General features: G+C 66.4%; 19 protein-coding genes. 10 read left to right on the top strand and 9 right to left on the bottom strand.

Features of this window, described 5'->3' with window-relative positions:
- The first annotated feature begins 16 nt into the window (after positions 1 to 16).
- The 3 genes from QOL57_RS14185 to QOL57_RS14175 all read left to right on the top strand — a co-directional run bounded on the left by QOL57_RS14185 (position 17) and on the right by QOL57_RS14175 (position 2,066).
- Entirely contained in the window at positions 17 to 901 is an 885-nt protein-coding gene (locus QOL57_RS14185; protein ID WP_089236132.1) for a DUF2807 domain-containing protein, read from the top strand.
- 30 nt (positions 902 to 931) lie between these two features.
- Positions 932 to 1,534, top strand: coding sequence for a DUF2884 family protein (locus tag QOL57_RS14180; RefSeq protein WP_089236133.1), 603 nt, complete (start codon positions 932 to 934; stop codon positions 1,532 to 1,534).
- A 106-nt stretch (positions 1,535 to 1,640) separates the two neighbouring features.
- Positions 1,641 to 2,066 (top strand): hypothetical protein, encoded by a 426-nt coding sequence (locus QOL57_RS14175; RefSeq protein ID WP_089236134.1) that lies wholly within the window; start codon positions 1,641 to 1,643, stop codon positions 2,064 to 2,066.
- An 82-nt stretch (positions 2,067 to 2,148) separates the two neighbouring features.
- Here QOL57_RS14175 and QOL57_RS14170 read toward each other — a convergent pair whose 3' ends face one another.
- Entirely contained in the window at positions 2,149 to 3,588 is a 1,440-nt protein-coding gene (locus QOL57_RS14170; protein ID WP_089236135.1) for a class II fumarate hydratase, read from the bottom strand.
- A gap of 294 nt (positions 3,589 to 3,882) precedes the next feature.
- Between QOL57_RS14170 and purB the strand changes: the two genes are divergently transcribed.
- The 7 genes from purB (at position 3,883) to QOL57_RS14135 (ending at position 14,561) form a co-directional block, all read left to right on the top strand.
- A complete protein-coding gene (purB, locus tag QOL57_RS14165; protein WP_089236136.1) occupies positions 3,883 to 5,250 on the top strand; it encodes an adenylosuccinate lyase in 1,368 nt (455 codons plus the stop codon).
- A gap of 736 nt (positions 5,251 to 5,986) precedes the next feature.
- Entirely contained in the window at positions 5,987 to 7,384 is a 1,398-nt protein-coding gene (locus tag QOL57_RS14160) for a cupin domain-containing protein (protein ID WP_089236137.1), read from the top strand.
- 3 nt (positions 7,385 to 7,387) lie between these two features.
- Complete coding sequence (locus QOL57_RS14155; protein WP_089236138.1) at positions 7,388 to 8,290, top strand: GNAT family N-acetyltransferase; 903 nt, start codon at positions 7,388 to 7,390, stop codon at positions 8,288 to 8,290.
- Between the two features lie 186 nt (positions 8,291 to 8,476).
- Positions 8,477 to 11,308, top strand: a complete 2,832-nt coding sequence (locus QOL57_RS14150; protein ID WP_089236139.1) for a 2-oxoglutarate dehydrogenase E1 component — start codon at positions 8,477 to 8,479, stop codon at positions 11,306 to 11,308.
- 39 nt (positions 11,309 to 11,347) lie between these two features.
- Positions 11,348 to 12,547, top strand: a complete 1,200-nt coding sequence (gene sucB / locus QOL57_RS14145; RefSeq protein ID WP_089236140.1) for a dihydrolipoyllysine-residue succinyltransferase — start codon at positions 11,348 to 11,350, stop codon at positions 12,545 to 12,547.
- A gap of 63 nt (positions 12,548 to 12,610) precedes the next feature.
- Positions 12,611 to 14,047, top strand: a complete 1,437-nt coding sequence (lpdA, locus tag QOL57_RS14140; protein WP_089236141.1) for a dihydrolipoyl dehydrogenase — start codon at positions 12,611 to 12,613, stop codon at positions 14,045 to 14,047.
- Positions 14,048 to 14,324: 277 nt separating this feature from the next.
- Complete coding sequence (locus tag QOL57_RS14135; RefSeq protein ID WP_089236142.1) at positions 14,325 to 14,561, top strand: hypothetical protein; 237 nt, start codon at positions 14,325 to 14,327, stop codon at positions 14,559 to 14,561.
- Between the two features lie 38 nt (positions 14,562 to 14,599).
- Here the strand turns inward: QOL57_RS14135 and QOL57_RS14130 are convergent, their stop codons facing one another.
- The 8 genes from QOL57_RS14130 to QOL57_RS14095 form a co-directional block, all read right to left on the bottom strand.
- Positions 14,600 to 14,860, bottom strand: coding sequence for a hypothetical protein (locus tag QOL57_RS14130; RefSeq protein WP_089236143.1), 261 nt, complete (start codon positions 14,858 to 14,860; stop codon positions 14,600 to 14,602).
- A complete protein-coding gene (locus QOL57_RS14125) occupies positions 14,857 to 15,075 on the bottom strand; it encodes a hypothetical protein (protein ID WP_089236144.1) in 219 nt (72 codons plus the stop codon). Before QOL57_RS14125 ends, QOL57_RS14130 begins: the two co-directional genes overlap by 4 nt.
- 211 nt (positions 15,076 to 15,286) lie before the next feature.
- Entirely contained in the window at positions 15,287 to 16,876 is a 1,590-nt protein-coding gene (locus QOL57_RS14120; protein WP_089236145.1) for an alkaline phosphatase D family protein, read from the bottom strand.
- Complete coding sequence (locus tag QOL57_RS14115; RefSeq protein ID WP_089236146.1) at positions 16,876 to 19,119, bottom strand: TonB-dependent receptor; 2,244 nt, start codon at positions 19,117 to 19,119, stop codon at positions 16,876 to 16,878. Before QOL57_RS14115 ends, QOL57_RS14120 begins: the two co-directional genes overlap by 1 nt.
- Positions 19,120 to 19,320: 201 nt before the next feature.
- A complete protein-coding gene (locus QOL57_RS14110) occupies positions 19,321 to 20,757 on the bottom strand; it encodes a replicative DNA helicase (RefSeq protein WP_089236147.1) in 1,437 nt (478 codons plus the stop codon).
- 335 nt (positions 20,758 to 21,092) lie between these two features.
- Positions 21,093 to 21,653: an NAD(P)H-dependent oxidoreductase gene (locus QOL57_RS14105; RefSeq protein ID WP_089236148.1), complete on the bottom strand. Its 561-nt coding sequence runs from the start codon at positions 21,651 to 21,653 to the stop codon at positions 21,093 to 21,095.
- A gap of 66 nt (positions 21,654 to 21,719) precedes the next feature.
- On the bottom strand, positions 21,720 to 23,663 hold the full coding sequence (asnB, locus tag QOL57_RS14100) for an asparagine synthase (glutamine-hydrolyzing) (protein WP_089236149.1): 1,944 nt from the start codon (positions 23,661 to 23,663) through the stop codon (positions 21,720 to 21,722).
- 3 nt (positions 23,664 to 23,666) lie between these two features.
- Positions 23,667 to 25,946, bottom strand: a complete 2,280-nt coding sequence (locus QOL57_RS14095) for a thiamine pyrophosphate-dependent enzyme (protein WP_089236150.1) — start codon at positions 25,944 to 25,946, stop codon at positions 23,667 to 23,669.
- Positions 25,947 to 25,988 lie beyond the last annotated feature (42 nt).

Raw genomic sequence — 25,988 nt, 5'->3', positions numbered from 1 at the left:
CCCGGAGGCACCACCCATGCGTTCCTTGATTGCCTGTAGTGCGCTGTTGCTGTTGCCCTTGTCGGCGCTGGCCGCCGATGCACCGAACTGCAAGTTCTCCGCGCCGCGCGCGTTGAAGATCGACACCGCCGGCGCCAAGGCGCTGGTGTTCGAAATCAACCAGCACGACTTGAAGGTGGTCGCCAGCGCTGGCGGCGGCCAGCTCGACGGCCGCGCCTGCGCGTCCAACAAGGACTGGCTGGAACAGCTGGTACTGGACCAGCGGCGCGTGGGCGACAAGCTGGTGGTAAGCCTGCGCCGCGACAGCCGCGGCTCGCTGTCGATGGGCAACAGCTATGCCTGGCTGGACATCCGTGGCAGCGTGCCGGACAACCTGCCGCTGCAGTTCAAGATCGGTTCCGGCGATGGCAGCATCGAGAACGCGCAGTCGCTGAGCATGGACGTGGGCTCCGGTGATGGCATCGCCCGCGGCACCCGTGGCAGCGTGCATGCCGCCGTGGGCTCGGGCGACCTGGACGTTGATGGCGCCGCATCGTTCAACCTGCTCTCGCTGGGTTCTGGCGACGTCAACGCCCGCAACATCGGCGGCGATGCCAGCGTCGGCACCGTCGGCTCCGGTGACCTGAAGGTGACCGACGTGCGTGGCAACGCGCGGCTGGATACCGTCGGCTCCGGCGACATCGGCTTCAAGCAGGTGCAGGGCAACGTCGAGATCGGCGTGGTCGGCTCCGGCAATGTCGAGATCGAGCAGGTCGGCGGCAATGTCCGTGTACGCAGCCACGGCTCGGGCGACATCGATGTCGATGGCGTGCGCGGCAATCTCACCGTCGAGCACAGCGGCAGCGGCGACATCCAGCATCGCAGCGTGGCCGGCACCGTCACCCTGCCCCGCGGCAAGTAACGCCCAACCATCCGATTCAAGGGGAATGCCATGAACCTGCTGCGCCTGCTGCCTGCTGCCCTGCTGTGCCTGCCGCTGATCGCCTGTGGCGGCACGTCCAGCCCCGACAAGACCGCCGGCAAGGCGGTGGCCGAGACCGCCGGTGGCGTCGGCCAGACCGTCAAGGAAGCGATGGACGACGCCCGCAAGGAAATCGCCGAAGGCAACATCAAGATCTCCGCCGACAACCAGCCGCGCGCGGAGATCACCCCACAGGGACAGCTGCTCATCGGCGGCAAGCAGATAACGCTGGACGATGGCCAGCGCCGCCAGCTGCTCGATTACCGCGGCCACGTGGTGGCGGTGGCGATGGACGGCATGGACGTGGGCCTGGCGGGCGCCAAGCTCGGTGCCAACGCTGCCGGTGAAGCGCTGAAGGGCATCTTCAGCGGCGACAGCGAGGGCATCGAGAAGCGGATCAACGCCGAGGCCGCCAAGATCGAGGCGCAGGCCAAACGCATCTGCGACCGCATGCCGGCCATGCTGGCCAGCCAGCAGGCGCTGGCCGCCTCGCTGCCGGCGTTCAAGCCCTACGCCACGATGGACCAGAGCGATGTGGACGACTGCGGCAAGGACACCGTCGTCAACCGCTGACCCTGTGACACATCAGCGCACCCGGCCGGCAGCGCACCTGCGTTGCCGGCCGCTGAGCCCCGGCGGGCTTACAATGGCAGCCCCGGATGCACTTCATTGAACCGCCATGAAAAAGCTGTTTCTGCTGCTGGCCGCCCTGCTCTGCCTGGGTCTGGTCGGCTGTGACCAGGATTACCGCAACCACCGCGCCGAGCGTGGCAAACCGAAGATCTCGGTCAGCGAGAGCATCGTGACCGTGCGCCGCCAGCCGGCGCCGAACATCATCATCCTGCCAGACGGGCAGATGAAGATCGACGAGATCCTGATCCCGCTCAATGCCGAGCAGAAGCAGATGCTGCAGACGATGTTCGGCACGCTGCAGGTGCTGCGCCAGAACACACTGGTGGCCGCACCGGCCGACCCCAACATGCAGCCGGTGAAGATCGTGCCACCGGAAGGCCTGCAGGTGATTCCGCCGGACCTGGTGCAGACCATTCCCGAGTTCAAGGATTACACCGAGACCTTCGGCAACATCGTCGCCGACCGTCGTTGAAACGAGAACGCCGCCCTCCCGGGCGGCGTTTCCGTTTGTAGAACCGAGCATAGGCTCGGCTCTACAGAGTGCAGATTGCAGATCAGCCGCCGGCGCCACCGCCGCCGGCCTGGATGCCACCGGCGGTCAACGCCGTCGGGTCCAGCAACCGGCGCAGCTCGGCTTCGGCCAGGCCACTGTCTTCCAGCGCCACGTCCAGCACCGGGCGCTGCTCCTTGTAGGCACGCTTGGCGATGGCTGCGGCTTTCTCGTAGCCGATGATCGGGTTCAACGCGGTCACCAGGATCGGATTGCGTGCCAGCGCTTCGGCCACACGGTCTTCGCGCACCTTCAGCCCGGCAATGGCGCTGTCGGCCAGCAGGGTCGATACATTGGCCAGCAGGCCGATGCCATCGAGCAGGTTCACCGCGATCAGCGGCAGTGTCACATTGAGCTGGAAGTTGCCGGTCTGGCCGGCCACGGTAATCGCCGCGTGGTGGCCGATCACCTGTGCGCAGGCCATCACCGTCGCCTCCGGAATCACCGGATTGACCTTGCCCGGCATGATCGAGGACCCCGGCTGCAGGGCCGGCAGTTCGATCTCGCCCAGGCCCGCCAGCGGACCGGCATTCATCCAGCGCAAGTCGTTGGCGATCTTGATCAGGGCCACCGCCAGCGCATTGAGCTGGCCCGACAGTTCCACCGCGTCGTCCTGCGCGGCCAGGCCTTCGAACTTGTTCTCGGCGCTGTCGAACTTGAAGCCGGTCTGCTGCTTCAGTGCCTTGGCCACCTGCGCACCGAAGCGCGGGTCGGCATTGATGCCGGTACCGATGGCGGTACCGCCCAGCGGCAGGCGGCGCACGCGCTTCAGACTGTCCTCGATGCGCTCCTGTGCGGAGGCCAGCTGCGCCGACCACGCACCGAATTCCTGTTCGAAGGTCAGCGGCATCGCATCCATCAGGTGGGTGCGGCCGGTCTTGACCACCTTGCGCAGGCTGCGGCCCTTCTTGTCCAACGTCCTGCGCAGGTGCACCAGCGCAGGCAGCAGCTGCTCATGGGTGGCCAGCACGGCCGACACGCGCAGCGCCGTCGGGATCACATCGTTGGAGCTCTGCCCCTGGTTGACGTGATCGTTCGGGTGCACGGCGGTCTTGCCTGCCTTGCCGGCGCGGTTGGCCAGCGTGGCGATGACCTCGTTGGCATTCATGTTCGAGGAGGTGCCCGAGCCGGTCTGGTAGACGTCGATCGGAAACTGCGCGTCCCACGTGCCGTCTGCCACTTCAGCAGCGGCAGACTGGATGGCCTTGGCCACGGTCTTCGGCAGATGCCCCAGCTCGGCGTTGACGCCGGCGGCGGCTCCCTTGACCAGGCCCAGTGCACGGATGAAGCCGCGCGGCATGCGCTGGCCCGACACCGGGAAATTCTGTACAGCGCGCTGGGTCTGCGCGCCCCACAGGGCGTCGGCAGGCACCTGCAGCTCGCCCATGCTGTCGTGCTCGATCCGGAAACCCTTGGGGGCGCTCTTGCTTGCAGCTTTGCTCATTGCATCAACTCCGCACTACTTCGGTTGGGGAAAGGGAAGCGGCGGCTGGCAGGGTGTCGCTTCCCGGGCTGGCGGCTGCGACAACGATACTCCCTTGTCCGCAGCGTGGGATGGCGAGGACGGGCCAGATCGTTTCATCCGCAGGGCCGATTGTGTTGTAGAGCCGAGCCCACGCTCGGCTGCATCTGCGGTCTGGCGTCTGAGGAGCAGCCGAGCGTAGGCTCGGCTCTACAGGGCGCTCCCGCCCGGCACGTCGTAGAATGTGGCCCCCGCCGCTCGCCCTTCCCTGCCGACATGTCCGAATCCGCCCTGCTCGCCCTGTCCCCGCTCGATGGCCGCTATGCCGGCAAGGTCGACGCCCTGCGCCCGATCTTCTCCGAGTACGGCCTGATCAAGGCCCGCGTCACGGTCGAAGTGGAGTGGCTGCTGGCCTTGGCCGCCGAGCCGGGCATCGTCGAGCTGGCCGCGTTCTCCGACGCCGCCATCGTCCGCCTGCGTGCGCTGGCCAGCGGCTTCAGCCCGGCCCAGGCCGCGCGCGTGAAGGAAATCGAGCGCACCACCAACCATGACGTCAAGGCGGTGGAGTACTTCATCAAGGAACAGCTGAAGGACGATGCCGAGCTGGCACCGGCGCTGGAGTTCGTGCATTTCGCCTGCACCAGCGAAGACATCAACAACCTCAGCTACGGCCTGATGCTGGAGCAGGCCCGTCGCGAAGTGCTGCTGCCGACCCTGGACGGCGTCGCCGACGCACTGCGCACCCTGGCCCACGCCCAGGCCGGCCAGCCGATGCTGTCGCGCACCCACGGCCAGACCGCCTCGCCGACCACCCTGGGCAAGGAGCTGGCCAACGTGGTCGCCCGCCTGGAGCGCCAGCGCCGGCAGATTGCCGCAGTCGAACTGACCGGCAAGATCAACGGCGCGGTCGGCAACTACAACGCACACGTCGCCAGCTACCCGGACGTGGACTGGCCGGCCTTCGCCGAGCGCTTCGTCACCGGCCTGGGCCTGGTGTTCAACCCGTACACCACGCAGATCGAGCCGCACGACAACATCGCCGAGATCGGTGATGCCGCCCGTCGCGCCAACATCATCCTGATCGACCTGGCCCGCGACATCTGGGGCTACGTCTCGCTGGGCTACTTCAAGCAGCGCCTGAAGGAAGGCGAAGTCGGCTCGTCGACGATGCCGCACAAGGTCAACCCGATCGATTTCGAGAATGCCGAAGGCAACTTCGGCATCGCCAATGCGCTGTTCGAGCACTTCAGCGCGAAGCTGCCGATCAGCCGCTGGCAGCGCGACCTGACCGACTCCACCGTGCTGCGCGCGCTGGGCACCGCGTTCGGCCACAGCCAGGTGGCGCTCGATTCGCTGGCCAAGGGCCTGGGCAAGCTGGAAGTGAACCCGCAGCGCCTGGATGCCGATCTGGATGCGGCCTGGGAAGTACTGGCCGAGGCCGTGCAGACGGTGATGCGCCGCCATGGCCTGCCGAACCCGTACGAGCAGCTGAAGGCACTGACCCGTGGCCAGGGCATCACGGCCGAGTCGATGCGCACGTTCGTGCAGGGGCTTGAGCTGCCGGCCGACGCCAAGCAGCGCCTGCTCGACATGACCCCGGGCAGCTATACCGGTCTGGCGGAGTCGCTGGCGAAGAAGATCTGAGGTTTTCCTGCGGCGGCGGCCGTGGGCGCTGCCTGCGGCAGGCTTGTACGGCCACGGCAACAGCAACGGCAACGTCAAAAGCGGCTCTGGATTGCTGCTAGCTGGGCGGGCCGGGATGGGCCAGCGGGACACGCCGTGAACCCATCCATGGGGGCTCGATGGCGCCATCCATGGCGCCAACGGTCCCGCTGGCCCATCCCGCCCCACCTCTGAGAGTTGTCCGGTGACGGATCGAAGAGCATTGGGTTGTCGGGACGGAATTTGAAAGAGGGACGCGGCTTCGCCGCGTCCCTCTTTGGTTTTGGGGTCTTTGTAGAGCCGAGCCCATGCTCGGCTGCTTGTTCCAACAGCAGGCCGAGCATGGGCTCGGCTCTACAGATGCACGAGCAAGCGCAGCGCGCGACCCGCTCTTGCCTTTGATTTTCTTCTTTCCATTCCGTGGCGGGCCACGCAGGAAGCTGTCAGGCGCCGGGCGGGTGGGCTGCGCGGGGGTGTCCGCGGCATGGATGCCGCGGCCAAGCCCCCAGGGACGGGTTCACGGCGTCCCCCGCGCAGCCCACCCGCCCGGCCAAGCGCGGCTTTTGCTTTGAACCCGACCGCCACGAGGGGCTCCGCCGTTGGCCGGCACCCCGCGACAAACCACCACACGTGCGCAATCCCAACGAACGTCGGACAATGGAGGCCTTGGCGGCCCGCCACGCCGCCCCTCCCGCTTTCCGCTGCAAGGAACTCCCCCATGGCCGCCCGCAAGTCCACCTCCCCCCTTATCGAAGTCCACGCCCGTCGTGGCCAGCCGCTGGGCATGTCCCCGGCCGTGTTCCTGCGCGACTTCTGGCAGAAACGCCCGCTGTTGATCCGCAACGCGTTCGCCGACTTCCAGACCCCCGTACAGCCGGAAGACCTGGCGGGCCTGGCCTGCGAAGAGGGCGTGCTGGCCCGCCTGATCGAGCACGACAAGGCCCAGGACAGCTGGCGCGTGCGCAGCGGCCCGTTCCAGGAAGACATCTTCCCGGCCCTGCCCGACCACGACTGGACCCTGCTGGTGCAGGACGTGGACAAGTGGGACAAGGACGTGCGCGCCCTGATCGAACACTTCAGCTTCCTGCCGCGCTGGCGCATGGACGATGTGATGATCAGCTTCGCCGCCACCGGTGGCTCGGTCGGCGCCCATGTCGACCAGTACGACGTTTTCCTGCTGCAGGCCCACGGCCACCGCCGCTGGCAGATCGATGCCAGCGAATCGATCAAGGGCAAGCGCCCGCCGCTGGGCTTCCGCCCCGACGTGGAACTGAAGCTGCTGCAGGTGTTCAAGCCGACCCACGACTGGGTGCTGGCGCCGGGCGACATGCTGTACCTGCCGCCAAACGTGCCGCATCACGGCGTTGCTGAAGACCCCTGCCTGACGTTCTCGTTCGGCATGCGCGCGCCGTCCTCGGCCGAGCTGATCAGTGACTATCTGGACACCTTGATCGCCGACGCCGACGAGAACATCCGCTACCAGGATGCCGACCTGAAGGCACCGGCAGACCCGAACGAAATCGACACCGTGGCGATGGCGCGGGTGATCACCGCGCTCAACGCCATCCGCATGAACGACCCGGACAAGCTGGGTGACTGGTTCGGCCGTTTCATCACCACCTACCGCGCCGCCGGCGAGGTGATGGCCCACCAGGCCGCGCCGCCGCAGGAAGAAGTGCTCGAGGCCCTGCAGTCGGGCCTGCTGCTGCAGCGTCACCCGTGGGCGCGACTGGCCTGGCGCCGGGCCAAGCGTGGCGCCAGCCTGTACGTCAGCGGCCAGGATTTCGCCCTGCCGATCAAGGACGCGCAGCGCCTGGCCGGTGCCGAGCAGCTCGACGCAGCCGCCTACCGCGGCCTGTCCGACAAGGGTCGTGCGGTGGTCCAGCAACTGCTGGTCGGCGGCGTGTTCCAGCTGATCGATCCGAACGAGGTGTATGCCGAGGAGGAGGAAGAGGTGCTGGGTGAGGTGATCGAGGGCCGTGAGCAGGTCGAGGTCATCGACGCTGACGCCATGTCCGATGACGTCCATCTGGTGACCGTGCACGACGACGGCATTGAAGTGATCGTCAACTTCGACGACCACGACGAAGACGACAGCGACCCCAGCCGCGGCTGAACCATGAGCCCGCTCCGGGTCCAGCAGGTCCGCCATGCCGAGGCCCACGTCGCAATCCACGACGTGCGCCAGCGGGTGTTCGTGCAGGAACAGGGCATCGACGCCGCTCTGGAGCGCGATGCCCTGGACCCGGTCTGCGCCCACGTGCTGGCCCTGGATGCCCACGGGCAACCGGTCGGCACCGGGCGGCTGGCGCCGGATGGTCGTATCGGCCGCATGGCGGTGCTGGCTGCGTATCGCGGTCACGGCGTCGGCGAGGCCCTGCTTGAGGCGTTGGTACAGGCCGGGCACCAGCTCGGTCTGGCCGAGCTGCATCTGCATGCGCAGCTGCCGGCACGCGACTTCTACGCCCGCCAGGGCTTCCTGCCGGAAGGCCCGGAATTCGAGGAAGCCGGCATCGGCCACCAGCAGATGCGTCGCCGGCTGCACGCCGTTTCCGCCATCGACAGCCGCGCTGAAGCGCTGGCGATCACCACGGCGATCATCCATCGCGCACGCCGCCGGCTGTGGCTGCACAGCCGGCAGCTGGACCCCGGCCTGCTGGATGCGCCACCGGTGCAGGCGGCCCTGCGCCGCTTCGTCACCGCCCGCCACGACAAGCAGCTGCGGGTGATCGTGCATGACGCGGCCGCCATCGCCAGCGCAGGTGCGCCGCTGCTGGCGCTGTTCCAGCGCCTTCCCAGTGTGATCCAGTTCCGCGAGGTGGCCGATCCGATCGATCGCGCCCTGGCCTCGGCCTGCCTGCTCAACGATGCCGGCGACTTCTACTTTCGTCTCATCGGTCATCGCCTCGACGGCGAATCCGCAATCGCGCTGCCGGCACGTTCGCAGCCGTTCGAGCAGCAATTGCAGCGTGTCTGGGACCGTTCGCGTGAATGCAGCGAATTGCGCGCGCTCGGCATCTGACCGCGACCGGTGCGCTCAACCTGTCTGGGACCGACACCGGGGGACGCCCGATGCCCTCCTCGCTGCCCCTTCGTGTCCGGATGGGGGTACAATTTGGCCGTTTGAACGCGCCCGTGCATGGCTATTCATCTTCGTGCCGGGTCCTTCTGAAGCCATACCCCACAAAGCGAATCAGCACCCTCCATCGTGGACAATCAACTGAAGCAGTTTGCGCAATCTTCGCAACTCGCCGGCGGCAACGCCTCCTATGTCGAGGACCTGTACGAGCAGTACCTGGTCTCCCCGGATAGTGTCGATCCCAAATGGAAAACCTACTTCGACGGCTTCAAGGGCCGCGAAGCAGGCGACATTCCGCACTCGGCCGTCATTTCCCACATCGCGGACGCGGCCAAGGATGCGCTGAAAGCGGGCACCGGCACCGGTGCAGGCGATGAGCGCGAGCGCAATGTCGGTCGCCTGATCACCGCCTACCGTTCGCGTGGCCATCTGGACGCCCGCCTGGACCCGCTGGGCCTGGCTGCTCCGGTCAACACCCCGGACCTCGGCCTGCCCTTCCACAACCTGTCCGATGCTGACCTCAACAGCGAGTTCAGCACCGGCGGCGTGGGTGGCCAGCCGCGCATGAAGCTGCGTGACCTGCTGGCGCGCCTAAAGGCGACCTACACCGGTTCGATCGGTGCGGAGTTCATGCACATCTCCGAGGTCGAGCAGCGCCAGTGGATCTACAAGAAGCTGGAACTGGCCGGTGGCAACTACCAGCTGGACGCTGACACCCAGCGCCGTACGCTGGAGCGCCTGACCGCCGCCGAAGGCCTCGAGCGCTACCTGCACACCAAGTACGTCGGCCAGAAGCGCTTCTCGCTGGAAGGCGGCGACTCGCTGATCCCGATGATGGACACCATCATCCGCAGCGCCGGCAAGGATGGCGTCAAGGACGTGGTGGTCGGCATGGCCCATCGTGGCCGCCTGAACGTGCTGGTCAACACCCTCGGCAAGAACCCGCGCAAGCTGTTTGACGAGTTCGAAGGCAAGTTCGAGCACGACGAGCACGCCTCGGCGGGCGACGTGAAGTACCACATGGGCTTCTCCGCCGACGTGTCCACCGAAGGTGGCCCGGTCCACCTGGCGCTGGCATTCAATCCGTCGCACCTGGAAATCGCCGACCCGGTGGTTGCCGGTTCCGTGCGTTCGCGCCAGGAGCGCCGCAAGGACACCGCACGCAAGCAGGTGATGCCGATCCTGATCCACGGCGACGCGGCCTTCTCCGGCCAGGGCGTGGTCATGGAGCTGTTCCAGATGTCGCAGGCCCGCGGCTTCGCCGTTGGCGGCACCGTGCACATCGTGGTCAACAACCAGGTCGGCTTCACCACCTCAAATCCGCTGGATACGCGCTCCACGCGCTATGCCACCGACGTGGCGAAGATGATCGCCGCACCGGTGCTGCACGTGAACGGCGATGATCCGGAAGCGGTGGTGTTCGCCGCGCAGCTGGCCTTCGAGTTCCGCCAGAAGTTCGCCAAGGACGTGGTCATCGACCTGATGTGCTACCGCCGTTGGGGCCACAACGAGGCCGACGAGCCGGCGATCACCCAGCCGCTGATGTACCAGGTGATCCGCAAGCACGCCACCACCCGCGAAATGTATGCCGAGCAGCTGGAAAAGGCGGGCGTGATCGCCGCCGGTGCCGGCAAGGCGATGGTCGATGCGTACCGCGAGAAGCTCGATGCCGGTGAAGTGACCACCGAGCTGGCCAAGGTCGAGAAGACCCCGCCGACCAGCCCGCTGTTCGTTGATTGGCCCAAGCTGCTGGAAGGCAAGCTGTCCGACCCGATCTCGACCAAGGTCGACAAGGACAAGCTGCTGGCACTGGCCAAGCTGATCAACACCGTGCCCGAAGAAGTGCAGCTGCACTCGCGCGTGTCCAAGGTGTACGACGACCGCCGCAAAATGGCCGCTGGCGAGATCCCGGGCGACTGGGGCTTTGCCGAGAACCTGGCCTACGCCACCCTGCTGGACGAAGGCAGTGCCCTGCGCCTGGTCGGCCAGGACGTCGGCCGCGGTACGTTCACCCACCGCCACGCGATCCTGCACGACCAGAAGACCGACAACTACTACCTGCCGCTGCGGCAGCTGGTGGATTCGCCGGAGAAGGCCACCATCATCGATTCGCTGCTCAGCGAAGAAGCCGTGATGGCCTATGAGTACGGTTTCTCGACCACCGATCCGAACACCCTGTGCATCTGGGAAGGCCAGTTCGGCGACTTCGCCAACGGCGCCCAGGTGGTGATCGATCAGTTCATCGCCGCCGGCGAAGCAAAGTGGGGCCGCATTTCCGGCCTGACCCTGCTGCTGCCGCACGGTTATGAAGGTCAGGGTCCGGAACACAGCTCGGCGCGCCTGGAGCGCTTCCTGCAGCTGTGCGCGCTGGAGAACATGCTGGTGGTGGTGCCGTCGACCCCGGCGCAGGCCTTCCACATGCTGCGTCGCCAGCAGCACCTCACCACCCGCAAGCCGCTGGTGGTGATGTCGCCGAAGTCGCTGCTGCGCCACAAGTTGGCCGTGTCGACCCTGGACGAGCTGGCCAATGGCGAGTTCCAGCACCTGATCGGCGATGCCAATGCAGATGCCAAGAAGGTCAAGCGCGTGGTGCTGTGCTCGGGCAAGGTCTACTACGACCTGCTGGAAGACCAGACCAAGCGTGGCCAGGACGACGTGGCGATCATCCGCGTGGAGCAGCTGTATCCGTTCCCGCGTGCGCTGCTGGCTGCCGAACTGAAGAAGTACGGCAAGGCCACCGACGTGGTGTGGACGCAGGAAGAACCGCAGAACCAGGGGGCGTGGTACCAGATCCGCCACCACCTGCAGTTCTGCCTGGCCGATGGCCAGAGCCTGCACTACGCCGGTCGCGCACGTTCGGCTTCGCCGGCTGCCGGTCACATGGCTGACCACGTCCGCGAACAGCAGCAGCTGGTCGCCGATGCACTGGTCAACCCGTTCAACGACTCGTTCGCTGAATAACTCTCCCCCTATTTAGAAGACAAACCAGGAAGCTCCCGCATGGCCACCGAAGTCAAAGCCCCGGTACTGCCCGAATCCGTCGCCGACGGCACCATCGCCACCTGGCACAAGAAGGTGGGCGACGCCGTCAAGCGCGACGAAAACCTGCTTGACCTGGAAACCGACAAGGTCGTCCTGGAAGTGCCGTCGCCGGTCGATGGCGTGATCAAGGAAATCAAGTTCGCCGAAGGCGCGACCGTGACCTCCAGCCAGGTCGTGGCGATCATCGAGGAAGGCGCCGTGGCCGCTGCCCCGGCTCCGGCTGCCGAAGAGAAGAAGGCCGAGGCCGCTCCGGCCGCTGCCGCTCCCGCCGCAGCCGCTGCTCCGGCCCCGGCTGCCAAGTCGGCTGCCGATGCACTGCCGCCGGGCGCCCGTTTCAGCGCCATCACCGAAGGCGTGAATCCGGCCGACGTCGATGGCACCGGCCGTCGTGGCGCCGTCACCAAGGAAGACATCGTCAACTTCGCCCGCAACGGCGGCGCCGGCAAGGCCGGTGGTGCACGTCCGGAAGAACGCGTGCCGATGACCCGCATCCGCAAGCGCATCGCCGAGCGCCTGATGGAGTCGAAGAACTCCACCGCCATGCTGACCACCTTCAACGAAGTCGACCTGTCCAAGGTTTCGGCGGCGCGCAAGGAACTGCAGGACGAGTTCGTCAAGGCACACGGCATCAAGCTCGGCTTCATGAGCTTCTTCGTGAAGGCCGCCGCCAACGCGCTGCAGCGCTTCCCGCTGGTCAATGCCTCGATCGACGGCGAAGACATCATCTACCACGGCTACTCGGACATCTCGATCGCCGTGTCGACCGAGAAGGGCCTGGTCACGCCGGTGCTGCGCAACGTCGAACGCATGTCGTTCGCCGACATCGAAAAGACCATCGCCGACTACGCCAAGAAGGCCCGTGACGGCAAGCTGAGCCTGGAAGAACTGCAGGGCGGCACCTTCACCGTGACCAACGGTGGCACCTTCGGTTCGCTGCTGTCGACCCCGATCATCAACCCGCCGCAGAGCGCCATCCTGGGCATGCATGCCATCAAGGAGCGTCCGATCGCCCAGAACGGCCAGGTCGTGATCGCGCCGATGATGTACCTGGCGCTGTCCTACGATCACCGCATCATCGACGGCAAGGACTCGGTGCAGTTCCTGGTGGACATCAAGAACCAGCTGGAAAACCCGGGCCGCATGCTGTTCGGCCTGTAAGAGACCTCCCGCCCCTCCGCGCCTGCGCGGAGGGGTTCTGGTAATGCAACAAGGACTATTTCAATGGCTGAACAATTCGACGTCGTCGTCATCGGTGCCGGCCCGGCCGGTTACCACGCTGCCATCCGCGCGGCCCAGCTTGGCCTGAAGACCGCCTGCATCGACGCAGCGCTGGGCAAGGACGGCAAGCCGGCCCTGGGTGGCACCTGCCTGCGCGTGGGCTGCATCCCGTCCAAGGCGCTGCTGGATTCCTCGCGCCAGTTCTGGAACATGGGCCACATCTTTGGCGACCACGGCATCAGCTTCAAGGATGCCAAGATGGACGTCGGGGCGATGGTTGGCCGCAAGGACAAGATCGTCAAGCAGTTCACCGGCGGCATCGCCATGCTGTTCAAGGCCAACAAGGTCGCCGCCTATTACGGCTTCGGCGAACTGCAGCCGGGCAACGTGGTCAAGGTCACCCAGCATGACGGTTCGGTCGTCGAGCTGAAGGGCACCAACGTCATCATCGCGGCCGGTTCGGACTCGATCGAACTGCCGTTCGCCAAGTTCGACGGTGACACCATCGTCGACAACGTCGGCGGCCTGGACTTCACCGAAGTGCCGGCGCGCCTGGCCGTGATCGGCGCCGGTGTGATCGGCCTGGAACTGGGCAGCGTGTGGAAGCGCCTGGGTTCGGAAGTGACCATCCTGGAAGCGCTGCCGGACTTCCTGGCGGCGGCTGATGCCGAAGTGGCCAAGACCGCCGCCAAGGAATTCAAGAAGCAGGGCCTGGACATCCGTCTGGGTGCCAAGGTCTCCAAGGCCGAAGTGACCGGCAAGGGCAAGAAGAAGGAAGTCGCCCTGACCTACACCGACGCCGAAGGCGAGAAGTCGCTGGTGGTGGACAAGCTGCTGGTGGCCGTCGGCCGTCGCGCCGCCACCAAGGGCCTGCTGGCCGAAGGTACCGGCGTCAAGATCAACGAGCGTGGCCAGATCGAAGTCGACGCGCACTGCCACACCGGCGTCAACGGCGTCTGGGCGGTCGGTGACTGCGTGCGCGGCCCGATGCTGGCGCACAAGGGCTTCGAGGAAGGCATCGCGGTTGCCGAACTGATCGCCGGCCTGCCGGGCCACGTCAACTTCGACACCATTCCGTGGGTCATCTACACCGAGCCGGAGCTGGCCTGGGTCGGCAAGACCGAGCAGCAGCTGAAGGCCGAGGGCATCCCGTACAAGGCCGGCAGCTTCCCGTTCGCCGCCAACGGCCGTGCCGTGGCGATGATCGAGCCGGCAGGCTTCGTGAAGGTTCTGGCCCACGCCGAAACCGATCGCATCCTGGGCATGCACCTGGTCGGCGCCAACGTGTCCGAGCTGGTGCACGAAGGCGTGCTGACCATGGAGTTCAGCGGTTCGGCCGACGACCTGGCGCGCATCTGCCACGCCCACCCGTCGCTGTCGGAAGTGGTGCACGACGCGGCAATGGCCGTGAGCAAGCGCGCGATCCACAAGGCGAACTGATCCATCTGGTGGTGCCGGCCGCTGGTCGGCGTCCCCGGATGCTGAAAACCCCGCTTCGGCGGGGTTTTTTGTTGCACGATGACTGCAGAACAAGGGCGGAGCCCATTGGCACTCGGCGCGTGGCAGGCAAGCGGTGTCACCCTCGCCCTCACACGGGCGTCGACCTCCAGTGCGGTAGGCTCACCCCTGAGGTCGCGTTGCATCGCCAAGCCACGGATGCGCGACAGGTGGTGCTCCCGCACCTGCTCGTGGGGCTGCTCAGACAGTGGAGATCTCCATGGAAAACGAACGAATCGAGACTCGCGGCGAAGATGGCCGAAGAGTGTTGGTATTCAAGTTCTGGCCGCACTTCGACGCAACGATTCTTCCCGGCACAAGCGTGGTCGAAGGCCTGCCGAGGTATGCGCTGGCAAACGGCAATTCCGTAACCTTCAACGGCGTGGATTTCGAAATCGCCGCTACCGGCGAAGAGCTGGTCCGGTCGTTGGCCATCGGGCGACCGCCATCGGGCTGATTCGTCTGATGCTGCTTGACCGAGACCGGCCTCCTGCTTCAACGCTGCTGCGGGGTCCGTTTCCGGTCCGTGGCGTCCAGCTCTGGCGGATCGTCACAGATCCGGTGCTGGGCGATCACCTCACCCACCTTCCATTCCTTCACCACCCGGCAGCTCTCCTTGCCGGCGTCCTTGTCGGTCGTTTTGATTTCCGACTTGTCTGCAGAGTGCTGACGCTCAAGGTAGGCCGACGGCGGTTGCTTGGCCCAGGCCGGCGCCGCCATCAGCAGCGCCAGCGTCGCGATGGCAAGCGGCCTCATGCCGTCACCGCGCCGCGGCCACCGCCCAGCAGGCGTGCCGGCAGCATGAACAGCGCGCGCAGGAAGGCGAACAGCGCCGAGAACGTGATGCCGACCAGGCGGAACGGCAGGCTCAGCAGCCACACGAACGGCCAGGCCATCAACGCCAGGATCGCCAACGGCCAGCACAGCGCGAACAGCAGGCACCACACACCGAGCGCGAACAAGGTCTTCATCACAGGCTCCCTCGGCGGCACCCCGCCGCCTGCCGTCACCTTGGCGCCCTGCCCCGGCCCGGGCAAACGGTTTGCGACGAAACCCGGCTGGGGGCGATGAAACCGGTCGATCTGCGCCCTGCCTCTGCCCGGTAGCGCCGGGCCATGCCCGGCGGGTTGCATGAGTGTGCGGACCAAGGTCCGCACCCACCGAGGAGGTCCGCACCCGCCATTACACCGGCACTGCGCCGGGACGACCGTGGCTCACCTGGAAGCGCGCGGCAGTGCGAACCTCGGCATCACGCCGCAGAACGCTGTCGGCGAAGCGCAGTTCCGCGTCCACGGTCTGCCGGTTCAACTGCAGCTTCCACCAGCCACGCCGGTCGCCATCGAAATAACGGATGTGCGGATTCTGCGGGATCGACGGGCCGTAGTACGGGCCATACGGCGTGTCATCGCCACCGCTGCTGATCGCCGGGGCGATGAACTCGGTGGCGATCACCGGCGCGTCCGCGGCATCGAAATCCAGTTTCAGGTCATTGACGAACGTGGAGTGCCAGTCGCCGCCCAGTACGATGGCGTTGCCCTGCCCACCGGCCTGCATCGCCTGCAGCAGGCGCCTGCGGGCGGCCGGGTAACCATCCCAGGCATCGTTCCAGAAACGTTCGCGCGGCGTGCCCTGCTCCAACCGCAACTGCGCCATCAGCAGCTGCTGCACCACCACGTTCCAGCGCGTTCCCGCCGCGGCCGCCATCGACTGCGCGAACCAGGCCTCCTGCCCCACCCCGAGCATGCTCATGCGCGGATCCAAGGCCGCTTCGCAGCGTGGCGATTCTCCGACGCCACAGGGATTGGCCGGACGGAACTGACGGCAGTCCAGCAGCGTCAGCTGGGCCAGGTCGCCGTAGCGCAGGCGGCGGTGCACGCGCAGGCCACCGTTGCCGGTGGGCGTACTGCGCATCGGCAGGTGTTCGTAGAACGCGCGGTACGCCGCGGCGCGACGGACGATGAAGTCCTCGGTCGGTACGTCGCTCTTTTCCGGATGGATGCCGGAATAGTCGTTCTGCACTTCGTGGTCGTCCCAGATCACCGCGAAGGCGTGTGCGGCGTGCGCGGCCTGCAGGTCCGGGTCGAGCTTGTACAGCGCGTACTGGTCGCGATAACGCTCCAGGCTGAGGGTTTCACCGCTGAAGCGCTGTGCATCCAGGGTGCTGCCACGTGCGTTCTGCAACGGGCTGTATTCGTACAGGTAGTCACCGGCATGCAGCACCAGATCGACATCGCTGCGGGCGATATCCGCCAGTACCGGGTAGTAGCCGCTGTTCCAGGCCTGGCAGGTGCACAACGCCAGCCGCAGCTGCTGCAGCTGCGCATCCGGCAGCGGCGCGGTGCGGAAATGCCCAACCGGACTCTCCTCGCCGCCGTCGCAGGCGAATCGATAGTAGTAATCGCGCCCCGGACGCAGGCCGGTCACTTCCACGTGCACCGAATGGGCCAGCTCCGGCACGGCCGCCGCCACGCCACGCTGCACCAGCCGGCGCATCGCCGGATCTTCGGCAATGAACCAGCGCACCGGGATCGCGCGCGACGGCATGCCACCGCCGTTGAGGGGATCCGGTGCAAGACGCGTCCACAGCACTGCGCCCTGCGGATCCGGGTCACCCGCGGCGATACCGAGGGTGAACGGATCGCGCCCCAGTCGCGGCCGCGGACCGGTGGCGGCTACGCCAGGCATGGCCGCCAGTGCGATCGCCGCTCCGGTCCCCTGCCAGGCCAGGCGCAGCAGACGACGACGGGTTTCCGGATCGGCGATGCGCTTCATCAGAAGCGCACGGTTGCGGTGGCCATCACCTGACGCGGCGCACCGACCTGCATGGTCGCCAAGCTGCGGGTGGGATCAGTGGCGTAGGTGCCGTTGGTGTTGATGGTCGCCAGATACTGCTTGTCGGCCAGGTTGGTCAGGTTCAGCGCCAGGGTCAGGTTCTGCGCCGGGCCGAGTTTGCCCACGTCATAGGCCACCGACGCATTGATCAGCCAGTAGCTCGGCACGGAGACGTCATTGGTGTAGGTCACGTAGCGCTTGCCTACGTGGTTGGCGGCCAGGCGCAGGTCCCACGGGCCCGGCGTCCACGCCAGGGTACTGGCGAACATCCATTCCGGCGTGTCGACCGTCTTCTTGCCGCGGGTCGGCACCACACCGTTGTTGACGTAGTCGTTGTCGTAGCTGCTGTCATTCCACGACAGCGCATTGGACCAGCTCAGGTCACGCATCGGCTTCAACTGCAGGGTCGCCTCGGCACCGCGGCTGGTGACCGAGCCGACGTTGGAATACAGCGCCGGGCAACCCAGGATACCCACGCACTGGGCAATGGCCAGCAGGCGGTTGTCGAACTTGACGTCGTAGACCGCGACCGAGGCTTCATACCCCTGGCCGTAGCCGCGCCAGCCCAGTTCGATGGTGCGCGATTGTTCCGGCTTCAGGTCCTTGGCGCTGGCATCGAACGCCACCTGCGGAACATTGAACGGACTGCCCACGCCCAGCGCATAGGCCGCGATGTTCTTCGCATAGGAACCGAAGATTTCATTGCGCTCATCCAGCTTGAAGTTGAAGCCGGCCTGCGGCAGCAGCCCCTTCTTCGCGGTCAGGCTGCTGTTGCTGGCATAGCTGCCCAGCGGCGTGCGCACGCTGGTGCGGGTGTTGGGCGACTTGGCGCCGACGTCGATGGTCAGGCGGTCATCGAACAGGCGGAAGCGGTCCTGCACGTAGAACTGGCGGGTGATGGTGGTGTAGCGCTGGTGCCACACGCGCTGGTCCGGGTTGCGCAGGAAGAAGTCGTCGGTGATCGGGCCATCGATGTAGTAGAAGTTGCGCTGCACGCTGTGGCCGTTGTCTTCGTACCAAAGGCCCGCTTCCAGCTCATGGCCGCCCACGTTCCAGGTGAACGCCGAGGTCACGCCGGTGCGGTCGATCGCATATTCGGTGGTGCGGATCGAGATCGGAATCTCGCGGCTGGTGCCCGGGTTGGACGGATTGGACGGGCTGAACCAGTGGCCCTGGCCGCGGTTGCTGTGGTTGTAGACATTGACCTTCAGGCGCATCGTCTCGTTGAGGCCGAAGTCACCGGCGATGCTGGAGACATCATCGTTGCGCAGGCCGTGACCCGAGTAGTACGCATCCCACGGGCTGTTGACGCCGCCGCTGTACTGGCCACGCGCAGCGGCCAGGGCACGGTTCCAGTCCGGCGCATAGTTGTCCCAGTTCCAGCCCAGGCGATCGATCATCTCCAGCGACAGGTCCTGGTAATCGGCTTCAACCCGGCGCGAGGCGTTGAACAACGCGGTGATGCGGCTGTCGACGCCGAAGTTGTAGGTCGCCTTGCCGTTGAACTGCTTGAGTTCATGCGAGCCCTTGCCCTTCCACTTGTCGCTCTCCGAATACGCACCGGACAGGTAGGCAGCGAAGCCCTGGTGCTCGCCGGTCTCCAGGCGTGCATAGCTGCGGCGCGCGCTGTCGCTGCCCAGGCTCTGCGCCAGCACGACACCGTATTCGGTGGAGGGATCGATCGAATAGAACTGGAACACGCCGCCCAGGTTGCTGGTCGACGGCGTACCCAGCGCGCCGATGCCGGTGGAGACCTCGGCACCGCCCAGGTTCTCGCTGATCACCGCGCGGCTGATGTGCAGGCCGTTGCTGTTGCCATAACTCATGTTGCCCAGCGGGATGCCATCGAGCGTGTAGCCCAGGCGGTTCTGGTTGAAGCCGCGCAGACTGATGCTGGTGGACCACTCGTAGGCACCGGTGGCATCGGCCGATTCGAAATGCACGCCCGGCTTGCTGGCCAGCAGCTTCAGCGGGTTGGCGCCGGGTGGCAGCACCTTCATGTCCTCGGCGGTCACGCGCTGGACCTGGCGTGCCTCGCCCCGGCCGATCACCGAGACCGAATCCAGGGTAGTGGCCGACTGTGCGTCGACGGCAGGAGCGGTTTCAGCGGCGGCCAGCGAAGGCAGTGAGGCACAGACCAGCAGGGCCAGCAGATTGCGGCGAAGCGGAGCATGGCAAGACATGGGGATTCCTTGGGCGCGCTGGACGCCGAAGGGCGGCGTCAAAAGGGCAGCAGCGGCGGAATCGTAGAAGCGTTGCGTTACATGTCATTTACACGCCACATACGGATTTTTGGCGATCCGGATGGAGAATATGACGTCGCGCGTCCGAACGGAAAGAGCCGAGCATGGGCTTGGCTCTACAGGGCACGCCGGAATCATCGGTTATTCGAACGAACCGACCGAGTCGTGGGCCAGGTTGTCGAAACGGGTGTACTCGCCGAAGAACTTCAGCTTGCACGAGCCGGTGGGGCCACCACGGTGCTTGCCGATGATGATCTCGGCCAGGCCCTTGTCCGGCGAATTTTCCTTGTTGTAGTAATCGTCGCGGTAGATGAAGACGATCATGTCCGCATCCTGCTCGATTGCGCCCGATTCGCGAAGGTCGGCCATCACCGGGCGCTTGTCGGTACGCGTTTCCAGCGAGCGGTTGAGCTGGGACAGCGCGATGACCGGCACGTGCAGTTCCTTGGCCAGGCCTTTCAACGAACGCGAGATCTCGGAGATTTCGGTCGCGCGGTTTTCGCTGTTGCCCGGCACGCTCATCAGCTGCAGGTAGTCGATCACGATCAGGCCCAGGTCGTGCTCGCGCTTGAGGCGGCGGCACTTGGAACGCAGGATCTCCGGCGACACGCCCGGCGTATCGTCGATGAAGATCTTGGTTTCCTTCAGCATCTTGATCGCACCGGTCACCCGGCTCCAGTCCTCGTCTTCCAGCTGGCCGGTACGCAGGCGCTGCGCGTTGATGCGGCCATTGGAGGAGATCAGGCGCATCGCCAGCTGCGATGCGGACATTTCCATCGAGAACACCGCCACGCCCTTCTTCGACTTGATCGCCGCGTACTCGGCGATGTTCAGGGCGAAGGTGGTCTTGCCCATCGCAGGACGCGCGGCAAGGATGATCAGGTCGGTCGGCTGCAGGCCGGCAGTCATCGCATCGAAATCGGTGTAGCCGGTCGGCAGGCCGGTGATGTTGCCGCCATTCTCGAAGCGGTTGCGCAGCTCTTCGAACGCGTCCTTCAACGCACCGGGCATGGCCACGAAGTCGGTACGGCCGCGCGCGCCCTGTTCGGCAATGGCGAACACGCTCTTTTCCGCAGCGGACAGCAGCTCGCTGCTGTCGCGGCCCTCGGGCTGGAAACCATCGTTGACGATGTCGGTGCCGACCTGGATCAGCTGCCGCAGCACCGCCTTGTCGCGCACGATCTCGGCATAGGCCACGATATTGGCCGCCGACGGCGTGGTGCTGGCCAGTTCGATCAGATAGGCGCCATCGCCCACCAGCTCCATCTTGCCCTGCGATTCGAACCACTCGCCCAGGGTCACCGCATCGAACGGGCGCTCGCGCTCGGACAGCTCGCGGATCGCCCGGTAGATCATCTGGTGGTCGCGACGGTAGAAGTCACCCTCGGTCAGCTGATCGTTGACCCGGTCGTAGGCGTCCGGTGCCAGCATCAGGCCACCCAGCACCGCCTGTTCGGCTTCCACCGAGTGCGGCGGCACGCGCAACTGGTCGATACGCGATTCATCGCGATCGCGATCGCGATCGAAGCCATCGCCGCGCTCTCTGCGGTTGGAACGGAAGCCGGAACGGGCGGACATGCTGCGGTGTTTCCTGCAAAAAGGGGCCAGACCAGTGTAGGCATGCGCCGACCCCGGCGGCCATGGACAAATCTGTGGATAAGCCGTGGAAGAACGGGGGATATCCGCCTGAGCCTGTCCAGACTGGCGCGAGGGCGTCGCATTGCCTGCGACGGGCGTCGTTGCGACGCCCGCAGCGGAGCATTATCGCAGATCAGTCAGCCAGGGTCGGAGTTCCTGCCTGCCCACTCAGCTGGAAGTGGGGTCAGAGTCCGTCGCTGCGCTCCAGAATCCGACCCCGGGCGTGGCTGGGGTCGGATCCCTCTGCGGCGCAGAGGGCTCTGACCCCGGAGGTCTCAATCGCCCTTGGCATGTACCGCGATCAGCGCCAGGAACCGGTCCACATAGCCCTGCAGGAATTTCTGCGTGCCCTCATTGTGGATCGTGCCGTCGGCATCGATCAGGCCATCCTTGAAGTGGATGAACGCCTCGGGCTGGCCAAGCACGTGCATGTCCAGGAAGGCCAGGCTGTTGCGCAGGTGCTGCTGGGCCACCGCCGTGCCGATCTGGCCGATTGAGGCGCCGATCACCGCCGCTGGCTTGCCCGCGAAGGCACTGTCGCCGTAGGGGCGCGAGCCGATGTCGATCGCATTCTTCAGCACGCCCGGCACGGAACGGTTGTATTCAGGGGTGACAAACAGCACGGCGTCGGCGGCGCGTACCTGGTCCTTCAGGCGCGTGCCCTGCGCCGGGTAGCTGGCGTCGAAATCCTGGTCGTACAGCGGCAGGTCGCCGATCTGCACGTACTGGAAGCGCGCCTTGTCGCCGACCAGCTTCTCCAGCGCGTGCGCCAGCTTGCGGTTGCAGGACTCTTTGCGCAGGCTGCCGACGAAAACGGCAATGGTGGGGACGGACATCAGGACATACTCCTCACGGTGCGGGAGAGCCAGCCTAGCGGCCGCGCCCTTCCCCACCGGTGAAGATCAGCCGCGCTTTACGCCTGCGCGCACCTGCCGCCAATGGTCCTGCCATGCCTGGAACATCAGCACGTTCCACAGGTGCGTGTGCCACTTGCGCTGGCCACCCAGGAACTGCTGCCACAGCGGCTGCACGGCCGCGGCCGACAGCACGCCCTCGCGTTCCAGCCGCGCCGGTTGCAGCAGTTCGTCCGCCCAGGGTTTCAGATCGCCCTTCAGCCAATCACTGACCGGCGCGCCGAACCCACGCTTGGGCCGGTGCACCATCGACTGCGGCACATACCGCCCCAACACGCGCTTGAGCAGCACCTTGCTGGTCGATTCACTGCGCTTGAAGCCCAGCGGCAGCGACCACGCGAACTCGGCCACGCGCCAGTCCAGCAAGGGCGCGCGCGCCTCCAGGCTGACCGCCATCGAGGTGCGGTCGACCTTGCACAGCAGGTCATCGGGCAGATAGCTGACGAAGTCGGCCAGCATCATCGCGTCGGCCGGCGTACCGGCACCATGCAGCGGATCGGCCAGATCGTAGAAGCTGCCCGCCTCGCGCGCACCGTTCACCGCCGCCGCCGGATCGCGCCAGCGCGAAATGCGGTTGCGATACACATCGCCGATGCCGCGCGCGCCGGTTTCGGCCAGCAACGCGGCCAGCCCACCAGTACGCGATGCTTCACCCTGCTGGTGCGCACGCGCGCCCATCCAGCGCCGCAGCGGCGCGGGCACCCGTCCCAGCATCTGCCAGTTGCGCAGCGCGCGCACGTAGCGGGTGTAGCCGAAAAATAGTTCATCGCCACCATCGCCGGACAATGCGACGGTCACGCCCTGCCGGGCGAGGCGGGCGACCAGCGCGGTCGGCACCTGCGAGGCATCGGCAAAGGGTTCATCGAACATCGCCGGCAGCTGCGGCACCACCGCCAGCGCATCAGCGCCGCTGACGTACAGTTCGGTGTGATCGCAGCCAAGGTGGGTGGCCACTTCCCTGGCCAACGGCGCCTCGTCGTGGTGGGAGCCGCTGAAGCCGATGCTGAAGCTGTGCACCGGCTGCCCGCTCTGCGCCTGCATCAGCGCCGCCACCAGCGACGAATCGGTGCCGCCGGACAGGAACACGCCCACCGGCACGTCAGCGACCATGCGCAGCGCCACCGCATCCCGCAGCAGGTCATCCAGCTGCTCTTCGGCCTCCTCGATGCGGCCCTGGAACGGTGCGGCCAGTGCAGCCTGCATGCGCGCACGCGCGTCCCAGTACGGACGCTGTGCTTGCTCAGGGCGATGTGCGCTGGCCCCTGCCGCCACCGCCGCCGCATCCAGCCGCAGCACGCGGCCGGGCATCAGCTTGTAGCAGCGCTGGTGGATGCTGTGCGGTGCGGGGATGTAATCCAGCCGCAGCAGCAGCGTCAGCGCATCACGGTCGATATCGTTGTCAAAATCCGGGTGCTGCCACAGCGCCTTCAGCTCGGAGCCGAACACCAGCGCATCACCGGCCCAGCCGTAGTACAGCGGCTTCTTGCCGACCCGGTCGCGGGCCAGCCACAGGCACTGTTCCTGGCGGTCCCACAAGGCGATGGCGAACATGCCGTTGGCGCGCTGCAGGGTGTCCTCGACGCCCCACTGCAGGATCGCGGCCAACAGCACCTCGGTATCGGAATGGCCACGGAATGCATGGCCCAGCGGTTCCAGTTCGGCGCGCAGGGCGGCGAAGTTGTAGACCTCGCCGTTGTAGGCCATCACATAGCGGCCGTCGGCCGAGGCCATCGGCTGGTGGCCCAGCGGTGAAAGATCGAGGATGCTCAGGCGCCGGTGGGCCAGGGCGACGCCGGCAGCGGCATCGACCCAGGTACCGCCGTCATCCGGCCCGCGATGGTGCAGCGCCTGGCCCATGGCCAGCGCCTGCGCCTGCAGGACCTCGGCCGGCGTCTGAGCCGCCGGCAACAACATTCCCGCCAATCCACACATGCATCAGGGTTCCTGCGCCAGGTCGAGGGCGGCGCCAATCACCGCATTGTCGCTTGGAAGCCCGAACATTGCTGCCCCCGCCAGCGGCGTATAGGTATCGGCACCGCAGACCCGGCGCAGCGGCAGGTGGCCATGGCCGGCCTCGACCAGCGCGGTGATCACGCCCTCGCCGACGCCCCCGCTCTGCCGCCCCTCGTCCAGCACCAGCACCCGTTGCGCGGTGGCGGCCTGGGCGCCGATGAAGGCGGCATTCAACGGCACCAGCCAGCGCAGGTCGACCACCCGCACCTGCCAGCCCAGCTGCTGCTCGATGCCGGTCGCTGCACGCAGCGCCATCGGCACACCGTTGCCGTAGGTGAAGATCACCAGATCGGTGGCATCCGGCGCGTACACCCTGCCCTCGCCCAGCACCAGCGCCTGCCCGGGCGCGGGGTAGTCGAACAACCACTGGCCATCGCCGGCCGCGTGCAGATCCTTGGTCATGTACAGGGCAATCGGTTCCAGGAACACCGCTACCCGGCCATCCACGCGGGCCAATGCCGCCAATGTGCGCAGCATCATCACCGCATCATCGCCACGCGACGGACAGCCCACTACCAGCCCCGGGATGTCACGCAGCGCCGTGATCGAATTGTCGTTGTGGAAGTGGCCGCCGAACCCCTTCTGGTAACCCAGCCCGGCCACCCGTACCAGCATCGGGTTGCGGAACTGGTCATTGGAGAAGAACTGCAGCGAGCAGGCCTCGCCGCGCAGCTGATCGATGGCGTTGTGCAGGTAGGCCAGGTACTGGATTTCCGGAATCGGCAACATGCCCATGTTGGCCAGACCCTGGGCCATGCCCAGGATCATGGTCTCGTCCAGCAGCGTGTTGAATACCCGGCGCGGGCCGAAGCGGCGCAGCAGATCGCGCGTCACCGTGTAGACGCCGCCTTTCTGCGCGACGTCCTCGCCAAACAGCAGCGCCTGCGGATACTTGCCCAGCAGCTCCTGTAGCCCGTGGTTGATCTGTATCGCCAGGTGCCGCGGCGGTTGCCGTTCGGGCAGCGCGTCGGCGCCGCCGTACAGCGCCTGCCGGGCTTCGACGGGCGCCACGCGCTCGGCCTCGGCCTGTACCGCTGCCGGCGTATGGGGTGCCAACGGCGTGATCACTTCCTGCAATGTCTGCAGCTTCGGCCGCGTATCGGCATCAATGGCAGCGGCCATGCAGCGCGCGCGCAGGGTTTCATAGGCGGCCTCCACGCCTGCCGCATCCATCCAGCCCGATTCCAGTGCGATCTGCGCCGAGCGCAGCAGCGGGTCCTGCGCCTCGGCCGTGCACAGCTCCGCCAGCGCACGCCATTCCACCTCGAAGTCGGTACCGGCGTGGCCCATCAACCGCGTGGTACGCAGGTGCAGGAAGGTGGGCCGGCGCATGCGCCGGCAATGCTCGACCGCCGCCTGCACCTGCGCGTGTCCGGCCGCCAGGTCCAGGCCATCGGCGAAGAAATAGTCCAGGCCCGGTTGCCGGCTGAAACGCTCTGCAATCCATCCCTCAGGGGTTTTCACCGAAATGCCGAGGCCGTTGTCCTCGCACACGAACAGGATCGGCACCGGCAGCTTCTGGTACGCCGACCACATCGCGGTATTGAACGCAGTCTGCGCGGTGGCATGGTTGGCCGAGGCGTCGCCGAAGGAGCACATCACGATGCTGTCGGCCGGAATCGGCAGCGGCTGGCTCAGGCGCCTGCCACTTTCGATCGCCAGCGCCGTACCGAGCGCCTTGGGCAGGTGCGATGCGATGGTCGAGGTCTGCGGCAGCACCCACAGCGGTTTGCTGCCCCACACTTTGTGACGGCCGCCACTGGCCGGATCGTCGGCACTGGCGGCGAAGGACAGCGCGGCGTCGCGCACGGGGTCCATGCCTGGCACCAGCCGGGCACGTTCGGCCATGAACGCGCCGGAACGGTAGTGCAGGAATGCGGGATCGGTGTGCCGGCAGGCGCGCGCAAGCAGCGCGTTGCCTTCATGACCGGAGGAGCCGATGGTGTAGAAGACCTTGTTCTGCACGCGCAGCACGCGCGCCATCAGATCCAGCTGGCGGCTGAGCAGCTGCGATTCGAACAGTTCGTCGAACGCGGCGGCCGTCAGGGTGCTGCCCGGCAGGATCGGCGCATCCGGTGCGGGACGCGGTCGCGGCATGCCGCGCCAGGCGCGTACGGCCTCAAGGAAATTGACGTCACAGACTTCGGCGCGGTTGAGGCCGCGCATGCGTGCGGGAATGGGATCTGGAACCACAGCGAACATCGAACACCCTCCGTGCCGTTGTTGCGAACCGTGGCGCCAGGC

Source organism: Stenotrophomonas sp. yr243 (assembly GCF_900184195.1).
Lineage (GTDB): Bacteria > Pseudomonadota > Gammaproteobacteria > Xanthomonadales > Xanthomonadaceae > Stenotrophomonas > Stenotrophomonas lactitubi.
The sequence above is the reverse complement of the archived record's forward strand: the minus strand, read 5'-3'. Positions and strand labels throughout refer to the sequence as shown.